Here is a 19,009-nt window from a genome sequence, read left to right on the forward strand (position 1 = left end):
CGACCTGACGCAGTTCGCGCCAGCCCGCCGCAGGCTGCCTCGGAAAATCAGGGACTTGGCGTCACCAGCATCAGACTGGCGCAGGCTGCGCCAGTTGAGCGTAGCAGTGCTGTTACGGCCACCCAGGCGCTGCCCGGTGCCGTCATCCGGCAGTCCCTGGGCCTCATGGCCGCTGGTGCCGGGCGCGGGAAGCGCGAGGAGGCGAAGACGGTCGCGTTCGCCGGGGTGGACGCCCTCGAGCGGCTCGCGGAGGCGCTCCACGCGGAGGCCGGCCACGGGCCCCACCCCTGGACGAAGTGCAGCCGCTGCCTGGACCTGATGGGCGTCGCCAGCATTGGGGTGCGTCATGGGTAGCCCGGCCCTCGCTGCGCCCGCCATCCGCGAGCGGCCCATCCTCTTCAGCGGGCCGATGGTCCGCGCAATCCTCGCCGGCCGGAAGACGGTCACGAGGCGGCTCATCAAGCCGCAGCCGACGGATGTGGAGTTCTGGCTGCATGGCAAGCCCTCCAACAGCCGCGACGGGTTGCCGACCATGCGGGACGCGACGGGCAAGGGCTGGGCTGCGTGCGGCCCGTTCACCTGCCCCTACGGCAAGCCCGGTGACCGGCTCTGGGTGAAGGAGACCTACGCTCTGGACCGCATCCACGATCCGACCCGGCCGAGCGCCGTGCTGCCCACGCTTCTGCGCGACCGCTGGTATCGCGCCGACGGCGAGCAGTGGGTGCCTCTCCGGGGCCGCTGGCGCCCCTCCATCCACATGCCGCGCTGGGCCTCGCGCCTGACGCTGGAGGTGGCGTCCGTCCGCGTGGAGCGCCTGCACGACATCACCGAGGAGGACGCGCAGGCGGAGGGCTGCGCGGCTGTCGTGCACGAAGGCTGGAGCGCGTGGGACCCGGAGACGGAGAGCTATCCGGAGTTCACCGTGGAGCCCGATGCCGAGATGGTGGCTCGGCGGAAGCTTGAGAACGTGCGCCACCACAAGCCCCGAGTCTTCGCCACAGCCCGCGAGCAGTTCCGGCGCCTCTGGACATCCATCAACGGCGCCGAGTCCTGGGCCGCCAACCCGTGGTGCTGGAGGGTGGAGTTCACCGTCCTGCCCGCCGCGCAGTAGCAGCACCAGCAACACGCGCCTCGGCCTGGTGAGGGCCTGACGGCAGCACCCGCCTCCGGGCGGTCCCTCTGCTCCGGCTGTTGGAGCACGGCACGCAGTCCCCCGCGCGAGCGCAGCAGCAGCGCAGCCGGGCTTCCACCCTACCCCGTCACGGGCCGCGCCCTACGCGCGGAGGAAGACGTGCCATGCCTACGAAGAGGGGCGCCCGCGCGGCGCCGCGCAGCACCCGCAGCGAGTTGTTCGCCGCCACGGATGATCTTGCATCGATTCCTCATCCGACGCTGTCAGCCGCGTACCGGGGCCTGGAATCCGCTGTGCACGACGTCTGCGACGTCTACGGAGTGCCGCCGTGCATGGGGAGCGCCCCGGCCCGCCTGCACACCCTCCAGGGCACTCTGGTGGCCAACGATGCGCGCCACGAGTCCGAGAAGGCCGCCCTCCACGCGCAGTTCGCCACCGTGCAGTCCCTGGTGCGCGGCGCGGCCGAGGCTTTCGACGGCACGGCCACAGGCCAGGTGCTGGACGGGCTGCTGCTTCAGATGGCCGCCGTCACGAAGGGCGGTGCCCAGTGAAGGCGGACACGGACGCCGCAGGCTGGAAGCGCATGGCCGTGAAGTGGCAGCGGCATGCGAGCAAGGCAGACGAGAGGACCCGCCGAGCGGAGCGCCAGCGCGATGCCGCCCTCGCTCGCGTGGAGGAGTTGGAGGACCTCCGCGTTGCCAGCATGGGACCGGGAGCCACACGCGATGGGAAGACGGCGTTCAACATGTCCTTCACGGCCGCGAAGGGCACGACGCTCCGCATGGCCGAAGCCCTGGTGACGTTCTTCCGAGGTGAGGGCGCGACCAACTACGTGGAGTTCAAGGTCCACCACCCCACTGACGGAGACTTCATCCTTTGCATCCAAAGGGCCTCTGGGAAGACGCCGCACGAGTTGCGGCAGGATGCCGAGTCTGAGCGCGACGCCCTCCGCGCGCAGGTAGCCGAGGTGACGAATGCCGCCCACAAGGTGGTGTCCGACGCCAAGCGGCCAGATGCCAAGGGCCGGGAGTGGCAGGACGAGCACGGCGAACGACTCGTGCTGGTCCAGTCGACGCTGGTGGGCTTCTTGGAGTCCGCCCTCTCCGCCCTGCCCGCGCCGGAGCGCAAGGAGTGGAGCACCGCGAAGCCGCCCCACGCCTGCCCCATGGGCGACGTCTGCCCCACCTGCGACGAGCCGGAGGTGTCGCCATGACGTGTCCCATGCCCAAGCGCGAGGCGCGCGGCGGTGCCCCGCGCAGCATCGCCACGGAGCGCCAGGTGGACGTGCTGAGCTTCATCGCCGGCCACATCGCGACGCACGGCTACGCTCCCACCACCAGGGACATCGCCGCGCACTTCGGGTGGGCGAGCCACACGGCCGCCGTCGTCCACATGAACGCGCTGCGGACGAAGCGCCTGGTGACGTGGGTGCCCAACATCGCCCGGTCCCTGCAACTCACCGAGTCCGGGCGCGAGTTCGTCGCCCAGCGGCAGGCACGTCAGCCTGTGGAGGAGTCGCGATGAAGGCCGTGGACCTCTTCGCGGGTGCCGGCGGCTGGACAACTGGCGCCACCCAGGCGGGCGTCCAGGTGGTGGCAGCCGTCAACCACTGGCCGCGTGCCGTGGAGACGCACGCCCTCAACCACCCGGCGGTGATGCACCGCTGCCAGGACGTCGCGTTGATGGACCCGCGTGACCTGCCAGCGCACGAACTCCTCATCGCCAGCCCCGCCTGCACCGGTCACACCCGGGCACGTGGGAAGGAGAGGCCTCACCACGACGCTTCCCGTGCCACCGCGTGGGCTGTCGTCGACGTCGCCGAGGTGACGCGCCCGCGCCTCATCCTGGTTGAGAACGTCCCCGAGTTCCTCAGGTGGCGACTCTTCGTCGCCTGGGAGCGGGCGCTCACGCTGCTGGGCTACCACCTCAGCACCCAGGTCCTGGACGCCGCGGACTTCGGTGTCCCTCAGCACCGGCGCCGCCTCTTCATCGTCGGTGCCTTGGGCCGCCGCGCACCACGCCTCACCTCGCCCGGGCTCCAGCACCTACCCGCGCGGGAGATCATCGACTGGAGCGCCGGGGCCTGGTTCCCGGTGGCGTCGCGAGTCGAGGCGACGCGCAACCGCGTGGCGCGCGCCCGCCGCGATGGCCACGGGGAGCGCTTCGTCATGCCGTACTACGGCTCCGGCAGCGGCGAGACGGGACGCAGCCTGGACCGGCCGCTGGGCACCATCCCCGCGGCGGACGTCTGGGCCGTCGTCGACGGCGACCGGATGCGGATGCTCACCACAACGGAGCTCCAGCGCGGCATGGGCTTCCCGGCCAGCTACCGCATCCTCGGCACGCGCGCCGACGTCACGAAGCAGCTCGGCAACGCCGTTCCGCCCCCGCTCGCGTGCGGTGTCGCGCGACAGGCCCTGGAGGCCGCATGAGTTGCCCGCGCCCGATTGACGCTGTTCTCGCCCGCGCCGCGCGCTGGACGGTGGAGCACGGGCTCCTGCAGGACGTGCTTCCGACGCTGCCGGCGGAGTCCGTGGATGCCGTCGTGACGGATCCACCCTACGAGCTCGGTTTCATGGGCAAGGGCTGGGACCGCTCGGGCATCGCGTTCGACCCGGCCACCTGGGCGGCAGTGCTCCGCGTGCTCAAGCCCGGCGGCCATCTGCTCGCCTTCGGCGGCTCGAGGACCTTCCATCGCGTCGCGTGTGCCATTGAGGCCACGGGCCTCGAGGTCCGCGACACGCTCTCGTGGCTGTACGGCACGGGGTTCCCCAAGTCGCTTAACGTGGGCGAGGGGCGCGGCACCGCGCTCAAGCCCGCGTGGGAGCCCATCATCCTCGCGCGCAAGCCGCTGGTCGGCACGGTCGCGGCCAACGTCGAGGCGCACGGCACCGGCGCCCTGAACATCGACGCGTGCCGCATCGCCTACGCCGGAGCGGACGACATGGACAACGCCCGGGTTCCACAGCCGGCGTTCAATTCATCCTCCGGCCTCGTCTACAACATGCAGACCGGGACCGGACGCAACGGCGAGATGTTCGACCCGGGAAAGGGCCGCTGGCCCGCGAACGTCGTGCTCGACGAGGAGGCCGCCGCGGCGCTCGACGCGAGCGACAACCACTCACCCGGCGCCGGGCCCTCCCGCTTTTTCTACACCGCTAAGGCCAGCCGGGCCGAGCGCGATGCCGGGTGCGAGTCGCTACCCGCTCGCACGGGCGCGGAGGCCACCGACAGCGAGGAGGGCCAGGCCCGGCTGAACAGCCCGCGGACCGGGGCTGGACGCACCGGCGGCGCGCGGAACATCCACCCCACCGTCAAGCCTGTGGCCCTCATGCGGTGGCTGGTGCGGCTGGTGACACCTCCAGGCGGCGTGGTGCTGGACCCGTTCGCGGGCAGCGGCAGCACCGGGGTCGCAGCGCTCCGTGAGGGTCGACGCTTCGTGGGCGTCGAGCAGTCCGGCGAGTACGTGGAGATCGCCCGGTGTCGGCTCGCCCACGGCGCCCCGGATGACGCGCAGGGTGATCTCTTCGCCGGGGGCGCGCCATGACGTGCATGCCCTGGTTCAAGGTCCACAGCGGCTGGACGACGCACGAGAAGGTCCTCACCCTCTGCGCCCTCCTGCGCGATGACCGCGCCGACGTCTACGTCGCCCGTCTTTGGGACTACTGCGCGGTGAAGCGCGGGGACGGCAAGTTCACCGGCCCGGCTGCAGCGGGGATGCTTGAGCGGGCTGTGCGTTTCCAGGGCGAGGCAGGAGCGCTGGCCGACGCGATGGTGTCATCGGGCCTGCTGGAGAGGCACGACGACGGCACCCTGGAGGTGCACGACTGGGCAGCCGAGCAGTCCGCCCTGGCTGCGAAGTTTGAGCGGGACCGTGCGCGTCCCCACTCCAGCCGTCGTCCCGCGCGGGGTTTTGAAGATTCCCGCACGGGGTCCGCACGGGGTCCGCACGGGGTCCGCACGGTTCCCGCTCAAACCCCGCCAGGGGAGAGTAGAGAGAAGAGAGTAGAGAAGAAGCAGTCTCCTACGGAGACTGCGGACCGCGCTGGCGCGCAGCCCGCCCTGGCTTCGGTGGAGCCGACTCTCCTCGGCCTTGAGTTGCCTCCCGCGGAACCGAAGCCCCCGCGTCCAGACAGCCCAGCGGCGGCATGGGCGAAGCGCGCGGCCGAGGCGCGGCGGGCCGTCATCCCTGCGACGGCCGTCCAGGAGACTAAGTTCAACCGGAGCCAGTGGGCGCGCCTGGGTGAGGCGCTGAAGACGCACGGCACCCTCACCCTGGACGCCGCCCTCACCCTCTACCTCGCCGCCGACGGGTACCCGCGAGAGCAGGACTACGCGCTCGGACTCTTCATCGCCCAGGTGGACGAGTGGGTGACGAAGGCCCACGGCGCCGCAGCCCGGGCCCGCGCTGGCCCCGGGAGCGACAAGCCCCGCCTGGACCCTCGCCCCGTCACCCACTCCATGCCGGCAGTCGCCGGCGACAAGCCACGCCTGTGAGCCCCGCCATGCTGCGCAACCATGAAGCCGAGAGAGCTGTCATTGGGTGTGTCCTCGTCGGACGCGCCAGCCTTGACGACTGCGGCCACCTGCCCGTCGACGAGTTCGATCATCCAATGCATCGCGATGTCTGGGAGGCAGTACTTCGCGTCCATGCTGCCCGGAAGCCCATCGACGGACTGGCCGTCGCCGAGGAATTGAAGGCTGCTGGGAAACTCGCGGCCATCGGCACCGGCATCATGGACCTGGAGGAGTCCTGCCCCATCCTCGCGCATGCCGCGTCCTACGCGGAGTTGGTGCGCCAGGCGGCAATGCGCCGACGCCTGGACGCACTCCTCACGGAGGCCGCCCGCTCAAACCGCAGTGGCAAGGCGCCGGCGGAGGTGGCGCTGGAGGCATCCGCGAAGCTGGCGCAGCTCAGCTCCGCGGTGCGCGAGCGCCGCCGCACCTTCCGCGATGCGATGGAAGTCTTGCTGGAGCGATTCCACGAAGTGCGCTCTGGCGGCTATGAGCATTACCTGCCAACCGGCATCGACGTCTGGGACGAGCTGCTGGGCGGACTGGAGCGCGGGAAGCTGGAAATCCTCTGTGCCTATCCGTCTGTCGGCAAGGGTGCGGTCGCCGGTCGGATCCTCCTGAACCTCGCTCAGGGCGGCCGGAAGTGCAGCCTCTTCTCGCTGGAGGATCCGGAAATCTGGCTCCCGAAGCGCCACCTGGCCGCGAAGAGCGGAGTCCCTGTCCGCCGCCTCATGGAGGCCCAGCGCCTGCCAGAGCACTACGAGCGGAACATCGAGGACGTTGTCATGCAGTCCCTGGAGTGGGGCGACAACCTCCTCATCGACGACCGGAGCGGGCTCACTGCGGACCAGATTGGCGTGGCCGCGCGACAAGATGTCGTGCAGCACGGCGCCCAGGCAATCGTCGTCGACAACGCGTCGGAGATCGACGTCTCGGGGAGCGACGACAGGCACGACGTCCGGACGGCCCACGCAGTGCGCGTCCTGCGCAATGTGGCGAAGGACCTGAACGTGCCAGTGCTGCTGCTGATGCACCTGAAGAAGTTGGGCAACACCACGAAGGAGCCTCGCTACATCCGGCCCAACACTGAGTTGCTGAAGAACTCCGGCGCCTTCGCCGAGGCAGCCCGGAAAATCGTTGCGCTCTGGCTCGATGAAGACGACCGGGACTCCATCATCGGCACGGTGCTCAAGCAGACGGAGGGCGAGAAGGACATCGACTTCGCGATGCCGTTCCGCGCCTCGGCCGGGCTCGTCGAGTCGGTGGGCGGAAGGAAGCGCGCCGGCGACACGGGCTACTCGCAGGACAACCGAGGTGCCGCATGACGTGCCCGAAGCACAAGCAGTGCCCCAACCTGCCGCGCCTCATGGACGCGTACAAGGCCCGCGGAGAGTTGCGCGCGCAGTTGGAGGCAAGCGAGGCGGAGGTGCGGCGCCTGCGTCTGCGCCTCGCGGGCGTGGGCATCCACGAGGCCGAGTCGCCGTACACGCCGCCGCCCGCGCACGTGCCGTGCGGCGTGCCCACTGCGGAGGGCCCGTGCCCGGAGCCCGCGCCGCTGGGTGGCACCTGCGCTGCCCACCTGGCCGACGAGGTGATGCCGTGACGGTGCTCCTCGCCTGCGGCAGCAGCGGCCTGCACCTGGGCCACCTGCCCGTGCTCCGCGAGTACATGCGGCGCTTCGTCACGCGGCCTGGGACGTTGCTCGTCCACGGCGCGGGAGACGCGCGCAAGACGGACGAGCCCGAGGCCATCGGCGCGGACCGGCTGTGGGAGGTGGCAGCCGCCGTCGAGTGGCCGTGGTTCGACGTGCATGCCGTCGAGCGCTTCCCTGCGGATTGGAAACGCGACGGCCACCGCGCGGGCCCGCTGCGCAACGAGGTGGTGCGCGACGCCGTGCGCGCACTCGCCGCTCAGGGCCACCTCGTCGGCTGGGTGGCGGCGCATACGGACCGGAGCCTGGGCAAGGGCACCCGGCACATGACGGAGCTCTGCCGGGCCGAGGGCTGGCCGGGCCGGGCGTTGATTCTCGCCCCTGACGGGCGACTGCTTGAGGAGGTGCGGTGATGGCGCTGTGCAAGGACGAGAGGACGCTGACGTGCCACTGCGGCAGGGTGTTCCGGACGAGGCACTCACGCGCGCGCTGGTGCAGCGTGGCGTGCACCCATGCTGCGAAGCGCCTGGGCTTGTCGAAGCCGTACGATTTGGATGATCCGGGCGTCCGGTACGACGTGCCGCTGGATGGGCTCGACATCCACGCCCGCGAGGCCCGGCGCGAGGAGCGCATCGCGCGACTCATCTCCGACGGGGTGCCACTCCTGGCCCTCTGCGAGCGCTTCGACTGCGGAGAGAGTTTCGTGCGCGGCATCGCCCAGCGGCAGGGGCTGCCCATCGTCCCCGGCTACACCGGCGCCCCGCCGGTCATGGGGGTGTGACGTGCGCCACGCCTGCCGTCGCGATGCCAACGAGAAGCCCATCGTCCAGGCGCTACGGTTCGCCGGGTGGACGGTGGAGCGCGTCAACGCCACAGGCTTCCCCGACCTGGTCTGCGTCCGCCGCGGGCAGGTGCTGCTGCTCGAGGTGAAGGCCGTGAAGGGCGGCCGCATGAAGCCAGCCCAGGTGGATCTCCACGCCCGGCTCCGCGCGGCTGGCCTGGCAGTCGCCATCGTCACCACGCCCGAGGAGGCCCTCGCGGCGACCCGCGGCGAGGTGGTGCGTACTGCCCTCGATGTCCGCGCGGAGAAGCGCCCTGGCAGTCGCCGCCTCGCCGCCGAGGCCTCTGGCGCTGCCCAGGACGAGCCGGGGACACCGGAGTCCACCCCCGAGTCGTCCCGTGCAATGGCGCCCCCTTCCCGGCCGCCACGCGCGATTCCTGTTGGGGCGCCACGAGCCGCCGCGAAGTCGAAGGACTGGAAGGGCCTCGCGAAGCCCGCCAGCTACCCAGCACAGGAGGAGCCATGACGTGCAGCAAGGAGGGCAAGGTGTGTCATTGCGGCAACCTGGTGCCGGACACCCGTGGAAGACGAGGGGGGCCGCCGAAGTGGTGCAGTCGCCGGTGTGCCGTGGCCGCGTCCAACCTCGGACTCGCGGGGCGGCGCGTGCCGAATGGGCAGGGGCGCATGCCAGACGTGGCCCTGGCGGAGCGCGGGTACTGCCGCCCGGAGGGCATGACTCGCGAGGAGGCCCGGGTGCGCCGCTACCACATCGCCGCGGGCATGCTGCGCGAGGGCCACAACGCCTCCGAGGTGATGGAGCGTTTCGCCGAGTCCGGCATCTCCATCGATGACGTGTGCCGTGTCCACGGCGTGCGCCTCCCGCCCACGGCAGGCCACCTGCCCGCCGGCATCCCTTCCTGGTGACACCATGGCCTGTGCGAAACCACGCCCCCCGCTCACCCCAGCGCAACGGCAGCTGTGCTCGAAGTGGTACCCGCTCGCGGTGAAACTGACGCTGCGGCAGATGGCGCGCACCCGGCGTCTGGAGCACCGTCACGACGAGGCTGAGGGCCTGGCAGCCGAAGCGCTGCTGAAGGCCGCACACGCCTGGCAGCCCTCCCGCTCCCGCTTCCCCTGGTTCCTCCGGTACTACGTGCGAATGGAGGTCCGCACCTTCCGGCACCATGGCGCCCGCGTCGTCCATGTGTCGGAGCGGGAGTACTACCGCAACGGCCGAGTGAAGGACGGCCTGGGCGAGGCAGTCCCTCTCGATGAGGGTCTCGCGGCCGTCATGCCGGGCCCAGCGCAGGATGTGGACGGGCTACTCGACAGCGCACGACTGCTGCGCCGAGTCCGCGGTGAGGTGTCGAGGCGGCTGCTCGCCGCCCGTCCGGCAACGGCCGCGCGCAGACGCATCGTCGCGGAGTCCGTAGGCCTCTGGGTGGAGCGCACCCTGGAGGGCGCCCCCCTGGAGTCATTGGCCTCGCGCATGGGCGTGTCCCGCCAGGCCGTGGACCAGCGCATCGCCCGCGTCCAAGTCGCCTTCGAGTCCTGGGCCGCCGAAGTCCGCGGGGAGGTGGCGCCATGACGTGCCCGGCGCCGGAGACTAGGTGCAGCGTGGAAGACTGCCAGGACCCGGCACAGCGCTCGGGGCTGTGCTGGGGGCACCTCCGTCAGCGGACGCGCGGGAAGGTGTTAGGTGACAAGCGCGCTTGGGGCCAGGGCCCGCGGCGCGTGCTGATGGAGGCCATCTTCGACCTCGTCGACGTCGACGCCATGGACGAGGAGAAGTGGGAGCGCGCCTGGCTGCGCGTCCGTGTCGCGGCCCGGAGGTACATCCTGGCTGACAAGCCCACCGACCCGAGGGGCCGGAAGGGGGAGCGTACAAAGTCCACACCTCGCTGAATCCTGTGGCGGTTGAAACTCACAGGGCAGGGGCAAGGTGTCTGAACCCAGGAAGCACCGCGCCACAGGAAGGAAGCCACCGGGCGGAGCACGCCCCGGTGCCGGCCGTCCGAAGGGCAGTCGCAACGCGCTCCCCTACGGCGCCGTCCAGGCCGTTGAGGCGGTGAGCCTGCGAGTGCCCGAGGGCGCCTCTCCGGCCGCAAAGGCGCTGGCGGACAGGGCCTTCGCACGCGTCGTGGACGTGCTGGAGGAGCGCGTGGGCTTCCAGCAGGCCGGCCACGTGTTGAAGGCGGCCACCATCATCCGTGAGGAGGTGTGCGGCCCCGTCGCGCAGAAGGTGCAGCACTCCGGCCCGGACGGGCAGGCGCTGAGCATCAACATCGACCTGGGGGCGGGGACGTGAGGCCCTGGGAGCGCATCGCCCGCGCGGCGTTGAAGTCCCGGCACTACTACCGGCGGCTGGCGGACAGCCTCATGAACGGCGACTTCGACTGTCCTGGCTGTGGGTGCCTCACGAACAACGGCATCTGCACGGGCTGTCGGTACGACACGAGCCCGATGGCGCTGCTGAAGAAGCGCGTCGCCGAGTTGGAAGTTGCGGCGACGCAACGCCCAGGGTTGCTGCTGCGCGCCGACGCATCTGGTCGAGTGAACGTCCAGGTCCGGTCGAAGAGCCTCGTGGTCCAGTCCGGGGAGCGGATCGCGGTGCGCCTCCGTCTCGCCTTCCGCTTCTTGCTCACTGGCCGAATGGAGCTTGCGAACGCCGTCAGCACGTTCCCCGACGTCACGCCGGAGGCGAAGTGAACTCCGTCGCCTACCGCGCCCCGCCGACGCTCGCGCGCTTCATGCGCAGCAACGCTTTCGTGCGCTGCTGCGTGGGCCCCGTTGGCAGCGGGAAGTCCTCCGCCGCCTGCGTGGAGGTAGTGCGCCGCGCGGCGGAGCAGGCGGCAGGCCCGGACGGCGTGCGTCGTACGCGCTTCGCCGTCATCCGCAACACGTACCGGGAACTCAAGGACACGACACGCAAGACGTTCGAGCAGTGGGTGCTGCCGGCCGTCGGGAAGTGGCACGAGCAGGACTTCACCTTCACCGTCGACATACCCCTGCGCGACGGGACGCGCATGCACTGCGAGGTGCTCTTCCGCGCCCTGGACAGGCCGGAGCACGTCAAGAAGCTCCTCTCCCTGGAGTTGACGGGCGCCTACGTCAACGAGGCCCGGCAGGTGCCGAAGGCCATCCTCGACGTGCTGTGCAGCCGCGTGGGCCGCTACCCAAGCAAGGCCCAGGGCGGTGCCACCTGGTTCGGCGTATGGATGGACACCAACCCGTGGCACACCGCGCACTGGGGCTACAAGCTCTTCAGCAAGGCGCTGCCGGAGGGCTACGAGCTCTTCGAGCAGCCCGGAGGACGCGCGCCCGACGCGGAGAACCTGGAGAACCTGCCGCCCGGCTACTACGAGCGGCAGGTGGCGGGGAAAGACGCCGAGTGGGTGGCGGAGTACATCGACAGCAAGTACCCCAGCCACGACAAGGGCAGCATCTACGGCGATCTCCTGGCCGCGGTGGAGAAGCGCGGCGGCCTCCTCGACTTCCCCGTGGCGACGGACGGCATCTTCACCACGTGGGACTTGGGCCGCGCGGACAGCACCAGCATCTGGTTCTGGCGCCTGCGTGACGGCGGCGGTGTCGACGTCGTCGACCACTACCGCAACAACGGCGAGCCCCTCTCGCACTACTTCGGCGTCCTGGATGGGCGCGCGGCCTCCCGGGGCTACCGCTACCGGAAGCATGTCCTGCCCCACGACGCCCGCGCGAAGACGCTCGTCACGCGCGCCTCTGTGCTGGAGCAGGTGGCCGCGAAGTACGGCCCCGGCGCCGTCACCATCGGCCCGGCGCTGAGTCTGGAGGACGGCATCGCCGCCGCCCGCGCGCTCCTGGAGCGGGACGTGCGCTTCCACGCGCGCTGCGACACCCCTCCCCTGCCGGGCCTGGAGAGCGGCCTGGAGGCGCTGCGCAGCTACCGCTACCAGTACAACGAGTCGCTCCAGACGTACTCGCGGGAGCCGCTGCACGACTGGGCCAGCCATGACGCGGACTCATTCAGGTACCTCGCGGCCTTCGTTCGCGTGGCCGAGGCGCTGACGGCGGCCTCAAGCGAGGCGAAGCGCCCGGCACCGCCCCCGACGGAGCCCGCAACCTTCGTCATGCCGGAGCCTTGGGACATCGCGCCTTCGGGCGGAGGGAGTCGCATCTGATGGCCGAGACGACGCAGCCGGCGGACTACGCCAACACGCCACAGGGCTGGGCGCAGCGCTGGCAGGTGGAGTTGGCAGCCTCGCGCGAGGAGTTGTCGAAGTGGCACGAGCAAGGACGCCGCATCGTCCGCCGCTTCCGTGACGAGCGCGACGCGGACCAGGACGGCGAGACGCGCTGGAACCTTTTCACGGCCAACGTGCAGACGCAGTTGGCGACGCTGTACGGGCAGACACCGAAGGTGAGTGTCAGCCGCCGCTTCGCGGACTCCAACGACGACGTGGCCCGCGTCGCGGCGGAGATGCTGGAGCGCATCCTCAACAGCGACATCGAGCGGGACTCGGACACCTTCGCCCAGGCGCTGGAGTACGCCCTCCTGGACAGACTCCTCCCCGGCTTCGGACTGGCGCGCGTGCGGTACGTGGCGGAGTTCGAGACGGTTCCGGGCACGCCTCCCATGTTGGATCCGGTGACGGGCGCAGTGATGGCGCCCGAGGTGATGCCCATCGACCGCAAGGTGTACGAGTGCGTCGAGACGGACTACTGCCACTGGCAGGACGTCCTCTGGAGCACCTCGCGCGTCTGGCATGAGGTGCGCTGGCTGGCCTTCCGCGCGCAGATGCACCAGCGCGCCTTCGACGGCCGATTCAAGGCGGCGGACGGGAAGAGCCTCTGGGCCGCCATGCCCAAGGTGACCCGCGCGAAGGACGACGACGCGCAGAAGGCCCAGCCGTGGGACCGAGTCGAGGTGTGGGAAATCTGGGACAAGGAATCGCGCCAGGTGTTCTGGTTCGTCGAGGGCTACGCGTCCATCCTCGACATGAAGGAGGACCCATACGGGCTAGAGAGCTTCTTTCCTTGCCCCAGGCCCATGCTGGCCAACATGACGACGGACAAGGTGGTGCCCCGTCCGGACTTCGTCATCGCCAAGGACCTCTACAACCAAATCGACAACCTCACCACGCGCATCAAGTTGCTGGAGGACGCCATCCGCGTGGCAGGCGTCTATGACAAGGGGGCTGGAGGTGACGTCGGGCGGCTCATCAACGGCGCCACGTCCAACACGCTCATCCCTGTCGAGAACTGGGCGGCCTTCGCGGAAAAGGGCGGCATTCGAGGCGTCATCGACTGGCTACCTCTGGAGCAGGTGGTTGGTGCCATCACCACGCTGAGCGGGCGTGTCCGCGACGTGCAGGACCAACTGTTCCAGGTGACGGGCATGGCCGACATCATGCGAGGCGCCAGCGACCCGCGCGAGACGGCGTCCGCCCAAGGCATCAAGGCGCGCTTCGGCAGCGTCCGCCTCCAGCGGCTCCAGGACGAGGTGGCGCGCTTCGCCTCGGACGTCCAGCGCCTCAAGGCTGAAATCATCAGCAAGCTCTACGACGTGGACACCATCCTCACGCAGGCCAACGCCCAGTACACCTTCGACGCGGAGAAGGCGCCCCAGGCCGCGCAACTCCTCCAGGAGCGCCTGGCGGTGTACCGCATCGAAGTCAAGCCGGAGGCCGTGTCCCTCCAGGACTACGCGGCGTTGAAGTCGGAGCGCATGGAAGTGCTGTCCGGCATCGCCAGCTTCATTCAGGCGATGGGGCCGCTGGTGCAGCAGTTGCCCGGGAGCGCCCCCTTCATGCTGCAGATGCTCCAGTGGAGCGTGTCGGGCCTCCGCGGGGCGTCTGCCATCGAGGGTGTGTTGGACAGGGCTGTCACGGCAGCGGAGCAGGCGCAGAAGCAGGCCCAGACGCAGCCGCAGAAGCCACCACCGCCGGATCCGAAGTTGCTGGCGCAGCAACTCAAGGGGCAGCAGGAGTTGGCCAAGGTGCAGGCGGACCTACAGGCCGACCTCATGAGGACGCAGGCCGAGGTGCAGGCCAACGATGCGAAGGAGCGGCAGCAGGCCGAGTGGAACACGAAGGAGGCCGCGAACAAGGCGGCCATCGCCCAGGCAAGCCGCGTCGTCGCGGTGCCGGAAGGAGGGCTGTCGTGAGGCGCCGCTTCGTCTACCGCAGCAACCCGGACACGGGGCAGGTGGAGTCCTTCGAGGTGGGCGCCGACTACCAGTCCGTCGAGGCCCGCACGCCGCTCTTCACGGACCGCTTCATGGAGGGCCACTGCGCGCAGGACGGCACGGACATCAGCAGCCGTGCGAAGCGTCGCGACTACATGCGCGCGCATGACCTCGCGGACACCAGCGACTTCACGGGCGTCTGGGAGCGCGCGGCGCAGGAGCGCGCCCGCTTCTACGGCAGCAACGCGCAGCACGACACCCAGGCACGGCGTGAGGCGATTGTCCGCGCCATGGAAGGCAGGAGAGCACGATGAGCGATGAGAGCATCCGCGACTCACTGAGCAGCGCATTCGACAAGGCGAGCGGGGGCACCAGCGCCACTCCAACTCCGGCGGCACCCGCCGCGCAGCCGACGACGCCCACGCCCCAGGCGAACGCCCAGACCGCCACTGTCACTGCGGCGACGAGCGCCCCGGTCGCCGCCACGGCCACGGTCCCCGTGCCCGCGGGCACGCAGCAGGAGGGTGCGGCTGCGGCCCCTGCGCTGTCGGAGGGCGCCCAGGAGGGCGCGGCCACCGCCGCCAAGCCCGCCAGCCAGGAGTCTGGGGCGAAGCCTGCGGTGCCGCCCGTCAAGGCGCCCCAGTCCTGGCGGCCCGATGCGCGCGAGAAGTGGGCGGCGCTGCCCCCTGAGGTGCAGCAGGAGGTGTCGCGGCGCGAGCGGGAGATGGCGGTCACCATCCAGCAGACGGCCCAGCATCGAAAGGTGGCGGAGGGCTTCCAGCAGGTGGTGCAGCCGTACGCAGGGATGATTCAGGCCGAGGGCGGCGACCCCTTCAAGGCCGTTGGCAGCCTCCTCCAGACGGCGGCGGCGCTGCGCACGGCCCCCCCAGCGCACCGGGCGCAACTCGTCGCCAACATCGTCAAGACGTACGGCGTCCCACTGGAGGACCTGGATGCGGCACTCGCCGGGCAGGCACCGGCCCAGGGACAGCCACAGGCCTCGCAACACCTCGATCCGGAGGCCATCGCCCGGCAGGTCCAGGAGCGCGTGTTGCACAGCGTCCAGCAGCAGCGCCAGTCCGCGATGAGCGCGCGCGCGAAGCAGGAGGCGGATGTCTTCCTGGGCTCTGGCGAGGCAGAGTTCATCGACGACGTGCGCAACGACATCGCCGACATCTTGGAACTCAATGCCAGACGCGGCGTTGAAGTCTCGCTGAAGGACGCGTATAAACGTGCGTGCGAGATGCACCCCGAAGTTTCCAAGGTGCTCAAGCAGCGGGAGCAGGCCCAGCAGGCGAACGCCGCTCAGGCGTCCACGCAGCGAGCCCGTACCGCAGCCTCCTCCGTCGTGACGACTCCGGCCGGCCCCCCAGGCCCCAAGGACGACTCGCTGCGCGGCATGATTGAAACGGCCTGGGCGTCCACGTCCGGCCGGTAGTGGCAGTCGCAGCGCCCGAAGTCAGCGAGAGCCCATGCGGCCCACTCGCTTCATGCAGGCCCCTATTCGCTGCGGGGCGTGAGCGAACGGCGTCGCCGTCCACGCGCAGAAGCCAGCGAGCAAGGACACCACACGAAGCGAGGCCCGCGTGGCCACCCCCAATCTCTCGGAAATCATCACCACGACGCTGACGGCGCGGAGCGGGAAAATCGCCGACAACGTCACGAAGAACAACGCGCTGCTCACCTGGCTGAAGAAGCGTGGCAACCAGCGCACCGTCAGCGGTGGCCGCTCCATCGTTGAGGAGCTCTCCTTCGCCGAGAACGGCAACGGCGGCTGGTACTCCGGCTACGACGTGCTGCCGATGGCGCCGCAGGACGTCCTCTCCGCGGCGGAGTACTCCTTCAAGCAGTACGCCGTGCCCGTCGTCATCAGCGGCCTGGAGCAACTGCAGAATTCTGGCAAGGAGGCCATCATCGACCTGATGGAGGCCCGCCTGAAGGTGGCCGAGTCGACGATGGCCAACGCCATCTCCCAGGGGCTCTACTCGGATGGTACGGGCGCCGGTGGCAAGCAACTCACCGGCCTGGATGCGGCGGTGCCGGTGTCGCCCAACACGGGCGTGTACGGCGGCATCGACCGCGCCGTCTGGGCCTTCTGGCGGCCGCAGGTGCTGGACATGCCCGCGCTGGCGACGAAGGACACCATCCAGCCCGCCATGAACACGCTGTGGGCGAGCCTCGTGCGTGGCGCCGACAAGCCCGACCTCATCACCGCAGGTTCGGGCGCCTGGTCGACGTACATGGCCAGCCTCCAGCCGTTCCAGCGCTTCACGGACTCGTCGGAGGCGTCCCTCGGATTCCCCTCCATCAAGTTCATGACGGTGGACGTCGTCCTGGATGGCGGAATGGGCGGGTTCGCCTCGTCGAACCACATGTACTTCCTGAACACGACGTACCTGCACTACCGGCCGCACAAGGACCGCAACATGGTGCCGCTGGATCCGGGCCGTCGCACGTCCTTCAACCAGGACGCCTCGGCCCAGATTCTGGCGTGGGCCGGCAACCTCACGTGCTCCGGCGCCCAGTTCCAGGGGCGCCTCATCGCCGAGTAGTCGGCGAGCAGTGAAGTAGGCGACGCGCCCCGCGCGTCGCCTTCACGACCGACAGAGGACACCTCTCATGGCCTACCAGAGCACCGAAAACCGCATCATCCCGCAGGGCATCTACGACACGTCCACGGTGCAGAACGCGCCGCTGGGCACCCTCATCACCGCGCAGGACGCGCTCCTCGGCGAGGGCGAGTTCGTCTACCTCAAGGGCGTCGCCAGCACGGCCGCCGGAGACCTCGTCATCTACGACCAGCGTGCCGGAACCACGACGCGCACCGTCGCCGGCAGCCGCGGCCCCTGCGCCGTCGCCATGTCCGCCAACGTGGCCAACCAGTACGGCTGGTACCAGGTGAGTGGCGCCGCCGCGGTGAAGTCGGCGGCCGCCGTTGCTGCCGCGAGCGTCTACGTCACGGCGACGGCTGGCACCGTCGACGACGCCGTGGTGGCGACCGACAAGGTGGACGGCGCCCGCTACAAGACGGCGGACGGCACCCCCGCCGCAGGTCTCGCCATCCTCCAGTTGGCGCGCCCCTCCCTCAACGGCAACGGCTGAGCAGCACCGGGTGGCGGCCGGTTCTCTGGGTGGCCGGCCGCCGCCCGTTTTCACCCAGCACGCCCGGAGGAGATGGCACATGGACTTCAGCACCGAGAGCTTCACGCAGGCGGCAGAGGTGATGCATTCGCAGGGGCGCGGCCCCCAGGGTGCGGAGAAGCTCTTCGTCACGTTCAACATGGAGGCGGAGCCGGACGAGGAGGCCTCGCGTGAGGAAGGCCGGCCCATCTCCTGCGACGTCGAGTACATCCGCATCATCGTCCCCGGGGACAACAAGAACGTGGTGCACCGGCGCGCCAACCCCCAGGACAGGCAGCGCTTCGCCGCGCAGTACGCCGCCTACAAGGCGGGCGAGTCCGAAGCCCTCGTGGGGACGCGGCTGAAGGACTGGCCGGTCATCACCAGGGCCCAGGTGGAAAACCTCGCCTACTTCAAGGTCTACACGGTGGAAGCCCTTGCCGCGCTCAGCGACGAGTCCATCACCCGCATTGGCCCGGTGCGCACCCTCGTTGAGAGGGCTCAGTCCTTCGTCGCCCAGGCCAAGGCCGTCGCGCCGCTGGAGCAGATGCGCGAGGCGCTGAAGGCCAAGGACAACGAGCTCGAGGTCCTCAAGCGCCAGTTGAAGGACCAGGCCGAGGCCATTTCCCGGCTGGAGAAGTCCTCCAGCAAGAAGTGAGGACGCCATGCGCGTGAGCTTCAAACAGCACGAGGAGAAGGACTTCGTCGACGTCCACACCGGACGCGACGGTAAGGACGTCGTCAGCCGCGTGGCGACGGCGGAGGACATGGTGCGCTGGCCGGAGGAGTACGCCGTGTACCTGGGGCAGCCCGCGGCCGACGTGACTGAGGCGGCTTCCACGTACACCGCGCCATCGGTTGAGACGCCGGCGCCCACCACGAAGTCTAAGAAGAAGGGGTAGAGCTTGGCCTGGGACACCGCCGCCAACATCCTCAACGACGCCGCCGTGGAGCTCGGGCTCTACGCCACCGACCAGACGGACCCGTTCGACTCCACCGACGCGGCCGTCGCGCAACTGTGCCGCCTGTTGAAGAGCGTCGGCCAGGACCTGGTGCGCGACTACCAGTGGAGCCACCTGCAGAAGGAGTACACGTTCGCCACCGTGCCCGGGACTGGGGACTACGCCCTGCCGCCGGATTACGCGCGCCTCATCGACCAAACGCCCTGGAATCGCTCCGGCGTCATGCCGCTGGTGGGCCCCCTCAACGCGCAGGGCTGGCAGGTGCTGCGCGCCGTCACCAGCACCGGCGCCGTCGGGCTGTGGTTCCGCGTCGTCGGCAACAGGCTGAGCCTTCTCCCGGTGCCGGGAACCGCGCAGCACCTCGCGTACGAGTACATCTCCGCGCACTGGGTGCAGCCCACCGGGCAGACAGCGCCGACGGCGGAGACGCCGACGGACGGCGACGACGTCCTCTGCTTCGACCGCCGGCTCCTCGTCTGCGCGCTGAAGTTGTCCTGGAAGAAGGCGAAGGGCTTCGACGCGAGTGCGGCGCAGGACGACTTCGAGCGCGCCCTGTCGCGCGCCCAGGGCGGTGACGGTGCCGCGCCGGTGCTGAGCCTCAACGGGTGCCGCCTGGGACCGGAGCGACTCCTCAACGGCGTCAACGTGCCGGACACGGGGTTTGGCACGTGATGCCCCGGCG

The 19,009-nt window shown here is 70.0% G+C and carries 27 protein-coding genes; all 27 read left to right on the top strand.

Annotation, left to right across the window (positions count from 1 at the left end; translation table 11 throughout):
- Positions 1-165: 165 nt before the first annotated feature.
- The 27 genes from GTY96_RS22830 (at position 166) to GTY96_RS22960 (ending at position 18,999) form a co-directional block, all read left to right on the top strand.
- On the top strand, positions 166-354 hold the full coding sequence (locus tag GTY96_RS22830; RefSeq protein WP_161665771.1) for a hypothetical protein: 189 nt from the start codon (positions 166-168) through the stop codon (positions 352-354).
- Positions 347-1,111, top strand: coding sequence for a hypothetical protein (locus tag GTY96_RS22835; RefSeq protein WP_201756304.1), 765 nt, complete (start codon positions 347-349; stop codon positions 1,109-1,111). Before GTY96_RS22830 ends, GTY96_RS22835 begins: the two co-directional genes overlap by 8 nt.
- A gap of 185 nt (positions 1,112-1,296) precedes the next feature.
- Entirely contained in the window at positions 1,297-1,683 is a 387-nt protein-coding gene (locus tag GTY96_RS22840) for a hypothetical protein (RefSeq protein WP_161665772.1), read from the top strand.
- 194 nt (positions 1,684-1,877) lie between these two features.
- Positions 1,878-2,345, top strand: a complete 468-nt coding sequence (locus GTY96_RS22845; protein ID WP_161665773.1) for a hypothetical protein — start codon at positions 1,878-1,880, stop codon at positions 2,343-2,345.
- Entirely contained in the window at positions 2,342-2,656 is a 315-nt protein-coding gene (locus tag GTY96_RS22850) for a LexA family protein (RefSeq protein ID WP_161665774.1), read from the top strand. The genes GTY96_RS22845 and GTY96_RS22850 overlap by 4 nt, the downstream gene beginning before the upstream one ends.
- On the top strand, positions 2,653-3,564 hold the full coding sequence (locus tag GTY96_RS22855) for a DNA cytosine methyltransferase (RefSeq protein ID WP_161665775.1): 912 nt from the start codon (positions 2,653-2,655) through the stop codon (positions 3,562-3,564). Before GTY96_RS22850 ends, GTY96_RS22855 begins: the two co-directional genes overlap by 4 nt.
- Positions 3,561-4,679 carry a DNA-methyltransferase gene (locus tag GTY96_RS22860; RefSeq protein WP_161665776.1) on the top strand — a complete coding sequence of 373 codons (1,119 nt, stop codon included), beginning with the start codon at positions 3,561-3,563 and terminating at the stop codon, positions 4,677-4,679. Before GTY96_RS22855 ends, GTY96_RS22860 begins: the two co-directional genes overlap by 4 nt.
- Before the next feature lie 5 nt (positions 4,680-4,684).
- The gene (locus GTY96_RS22865) at positions 4,685-5,629 is read left to right on the top strand and encodes a hypothetical protein (protein WP_161665777.1); all 945 of its coding nucleotides are present in this window, start codon (positions 4,685-4,687) and stop codon (positions 5,627-5,629) included.
- An 8-nt stretch (positions 5,630-5,637) separates the two neighbouring features.
- Positions 5,638-6,972 carry a replicative DNA helicase gene (locus tag GTY96_RS22870; protein WP_161665778.1) on the top strand — a complete coding sequence of 445 codons (1,335 nt, stop codon included), beginning with the start codon at positions 5,638-5,640 and terminating at the stop codon, positions 6,970-6,972.
- Positions 6,969-7,250, top strand: coding sequence for a hypothetical protein (locus tag GTY96_RS22875; RefSeq protein WP_161665779.1), 282 nt, complete (start codon positions 6,969-6,971; stop codon positions 7,248-7,250). Before GTY96_RS22870 ends, GTY96_RS22875 begins: the two co-directional genes overlap by 4 nt.
- Positions 7,247-7,711 (top strand): hypothetical protein, encoded by a 465-nt coding sequence (locus tag GTY96_RS22880; RefSeq protein WP_161665780.1) that lies wholly within the window; start codon positions 7,247-7,249, stop codon positions 7,709-7,711. The genes GTY96_RS22875 and GTY96_RS22880 overlap by 4 nt, the downstream gene beginning before the upstream one ends.
- Positions 7,711-8,079: a hypothetical protein gene (locus GTY96_RS22885; protein WP_161665781.1), complete on the top strand. Its 369-nt coding sequence runs from the start codon at positions 7,711-7,713 to the stop codon at positions 8,077-8,079. The genes GTY96_RS22880 and GTY96_RS22885 overlap by 1 nt, the downstream gene beginning before the upstream one ends.
- 1 nt (position 8,080) lies before the next feature.
- The gene (locus GTY96_RS22890) at positions 8,081-8,605 is read left to right on the top strand and encodes a VRR-NUC domain-containing protein (protein ID WP_161665782.1); all 525 of its coding nucleotides are present in this window, start codon (positions 8,081-8,083) and stop codon (positions 8,603-8,605) included.
- The gene (locus tag GTY96_RS22895) at positions 8,602-9,003 is read left to right on the top strand and encodes a hypothetical protein (RefSeq protein WP_161665783.1); all 402 of its coding nucleotides are present in this window, start codon (positions 8,602-8,604) and stop codon (positions 9,001-9,003) included. The genes GTY96_RS22890 and GTY96_RS22895 overlap by 4 nt, the downstream gene beginning before the upstream one ends.
- A gap of 79 nt (positions 9,004-9,082) precedes the next feature.
- The gene (locus tag GTY96_RS22900; RefSeq protein ID WP_161665784.1) at positions 9,083-9,667 is read left to right on the top strand and encodes a hypothetical protein; all 585 of its coding nucleotides are present in this window, start codon (positions 9,083-9,085) and stop codon (positions 9,665-9,667) included.
- 152 nt (positions 9,668-9,819) lie between these two features.
- On the top strand, positions 9,820-9,984 hold the full coding sequence (locus tag GTY96_RS37260) for a hypothetical protein (RefSeq protein WP_201756305.1): 165 nt from the start codon (positions 9,820-9,822) through the stop codon (positions 9,982-9,984).
- Between the two features lie 163 nt (positions 9,985-10,147).
- A complete protein-coding gene (locus GTY96_RS22910) occupies positions 10,148-10,387 on the top strand; it encodes a hypothetical protein (RefSeq protein WP_201756306.1) in 240 nt (79 codons plus the stop codon).
- Positions 10,384-10,788, top strand: a complete 405-nt coding sequence (locus tag GTY96_RS22915) for a hypothetical protein (RefSeq protein WP_161665787.1) — start codon at positions 10,384-10,386, stop codon at positions 10,786-10,788. The genes GTY96_RS22910 and GTY96_RS22915 overlap by 4 nt, the downstream gene beginning before the upstream one ends.
- Positions 10,785-12,239 (top strand): phage terminase large subunit, encoded by a 1,455-nt coding sequence (locus GTY96_RS22920; protein WP_161665788.1) that lies wholly within the window; start codon positions 10,785-10,787, stop codon positions 12,237-12,239. The genes GTY96_RS22915 and GTY96_RS22920 overlap by 4 nt, the downstream gene beginning before the upstream one ends.
- Positions 12,239-14,224: a hypothetical protein gene (locus GTY96_RS22925; RefSeq protein WP_161665789.1), complete on the top strand. Its 1,986-nt coding sequence runs from the start codon at positions 12,239-12,241 to the stop codon at positions 14,222-14,224. Before GTY96_RS22920 ends, GTY96_RS22925 begins: the two co-directional genes overlap by 1 nt.
- On the top strand, positions 14,221-14,559 hold the full coding sequence (locus tag GTY96_RS22930) for a hypothetical protein (RefSeq protein ID WP_161665790.1): 339 nt from the start codon (positions 14,221-14,223) through the stop codon (positions 14,557-14,559). Before GTY96_RS22925 ends, GTY96_RS22930 begins: the two co-directional genes overlap by 4 nt.
- Positions 14,556-15,683, top strand: coding sequence for a hypothetical protein (locus tag GTY96_RS22935; RefSeq protein ID WP_161665791.1), 1,128 nt, complete (start codon positions 14,556-14,558; stop codon positions 15,681-15,683). The genes GTY96_RS22930 and GTY96_RS22935 overlap by 4 nt, the downstream gene beginning before the upstream one ends.
- A 148-nt stretch (positions 15,684-15,831) precedes the next feature.
- Positions 15,832-16,797 carry a phage major capsid protein gene (locus GTY96_RS22940; protein ID WP_161665792.1) on the top strand — a complete coding sequence of 322 codons (966 nt, stop codon included), beginning with the start codon at positions 15,832-15,834 and terminating at the stop codon, positions 16,795-16,797.
- A gap of 67 nt (positions 16,798-16,864) precedes the next feature.
- Positions 16,865-17,347, top strand: coding sequence for a hypothetical protein (locus tag GTY96_RS22945; RefSeq protein ID WP_161665793.1), 483 nt, complete (start codon positions 16,865-16,867; stop codon positions 17,345-17,347).
- 79 nt (positions 17,348-17,426) lie between these two features.
- Positions 17,427-18,023 carry a hypothetical protein gene (locus tag GTY96_RS22950; protein ID WP_161665794.1) on the top strand — a complete coding sequence of 199 codons (597 nt, stop codon included), beginning with the start codon at positions 17,427-17,429 and terminating at the stop codon, positions 18,021-18,023.
- Between the two features lie 7 nt (positions 18,024-18,030).
- Entirely contained in the window at positions 18,031-18,267 is a 237-nt protein-coding gene (locus tag GTY96_RS22955; protein ID WP_161665795.1) for a hypothetical protein, read from the top strand.
- A gap of 3 nt (positions 18,268-18,270) precedes the next feature.
- A complete protein-coding gene (locus GTY96_RS22960; protein WP_161665796.1) occupies positions 18,271-18,999 on the top strand; it encodes a phage adaptor protein in 729 nt (242 codons plus the stop codon).
- The last annotated feature ends 10 nt before the right edge of the window (positions 19,000-19,009 follow it).

This window comes from Corallococcus silvisoli (assembly GCF_009909145.1).
Classification (GTDB): domain Bacteria; phylum Myxococcota; class Myxococcia; order Myxococcales; family Myxococcaceae; genus Corallococcus; species Corallococcus silvisoli.

Excerpts from the sequence above, each read along its gene's own strand:
- GTY96_RS22850 (WP_161665774.1), top strand. The coding sequence starts at position 2,342 with ATGACGTGTCCCATGCCCAAGCGCGAGGCGCGCGGCGGTGCCCCGCGC.
- GTY96_RS22835 (WP_201756304.1), top strand. The coding sequence starts at position 347 with ATGGGTAGCCCGGCCCTCGCTGCGCCCGCCATCCGCGAGCGGCCCATC.
- GTY96_RS22865 (WP_161665777.1), top strand. The coding sequence starts at position 4,685 with ATGCCCTGGTTCAAGGTCCACAGCGGCTGGACGACGCACGAGAAGGTC.
- GTY96_RS22875 (WP_161665779.1), top strand. The coding sequence starts at position 6,969 with ATGACGTGCCCGAAGCACAAGCAGTGCCCCAACCTGCCGCGCCTCATG.
- GTY96_RS22840 (WP_161665772.1), top strand. The coding sequence starts at position 1,297 with ATGCCTACGAAGAGGGGCGCCCGCGCGGCGCCGCGCAGCACCCGCAGC.
- GTY96_RS22935 (WP_161665791.1), top strand. The coding sequence starts at position 14,556 with ATGAGCGATGAGAGCATCCGCGACTCACTGAGCAGCGCATTCGACAAG.
- GTY96_RS22895 (WP_161665783.1), top strand. The coding sequence starts at position 8,602 with ATGACGTGCAGCAAGGAGGGCAAGGTGTGTCATTGCGGCAACCTGGTG.
- GTY96_RS22945 (WP_161665793.1), top strand. The coding sequence starts at position 16,865 with ATGGCCTACCAGAGCACCGAAAACCGCATCATCCCGCAGGGCATCTAC.
- GTY96_RS22925 (WP_161665789.1), top strand. The coding sequence starts at position 12,239 with ATGGCCGAGACGACGCAGCCGGCGGACTACGCCAACACGCCACAGGGC.
- GTY96_RS22950 (WP_161665794.1), top strand. The coding sequence starts at position 17,427 with ATGGACTTCAGCACCGAGAGCTTCACGCAGGCGGCAGAGGTGATGCAT.
- GTY96_RS22885 (WP_161665781.1), top strand. The coding sequence starts at position 7,711 with ATGGCGCTGTGCAAGGACGAGAGGACGCTGACGTGCCACTGCGGCAGG.
- GTY96_RS22860 (WP_161665776.1), top strand. The coding sequence starts at position 3,561 with ATGAGTTGCCCGCGCCCGATTGACGCTGTTCTCGCCCGCGCCGCGCGC.
- GTY96_RS22955 (WP_161665795.1), top strand. The coding sequence starts at position 18,031 with ATGCGCGTGAGCTTCAAACAGCACGAGGAGAAGGACTTCGTCGACGTC.
- GTY96_RS22855 (WP_161665775.1), top strand. The coding sequence starts at position 2,653 with ATGAAGGCCGTGGACCTCTTCGCGGGTGCCGGCGGCTGGACAACTGGC.
- GTY96_RS22845 (WP_161665773.1), top strand. The coding sequence starts at position 1,878 with ATGTCCTTCACGGCCGCGAAGGGCACGACGCTCCGCATGGCCGAAGCC.
- GTY96_RS37260 (WP_201756305.1), top strand. The coding sequence starts at position 9,820 with ATGGAGGCCATCTTCGACCTCGTCGACGTCGACGCCATGGACGAGGAG.
- GTY96_RS22830 (WP_161665771.1), top strand. The coding sequence starts at position 166 with ATGGCCGCTGGTGCCGGGCGCGGGAAGCGCGAGGAGGCGAAGACGGTC.
- GTY96_RS22870 (WP_161665778.1), top strand. The coding sequence starts at position 5,638 with ATGCTGCGCAACCATGAAGCCGAGAGAGCTGTCATTGGGTGTGTCCTC.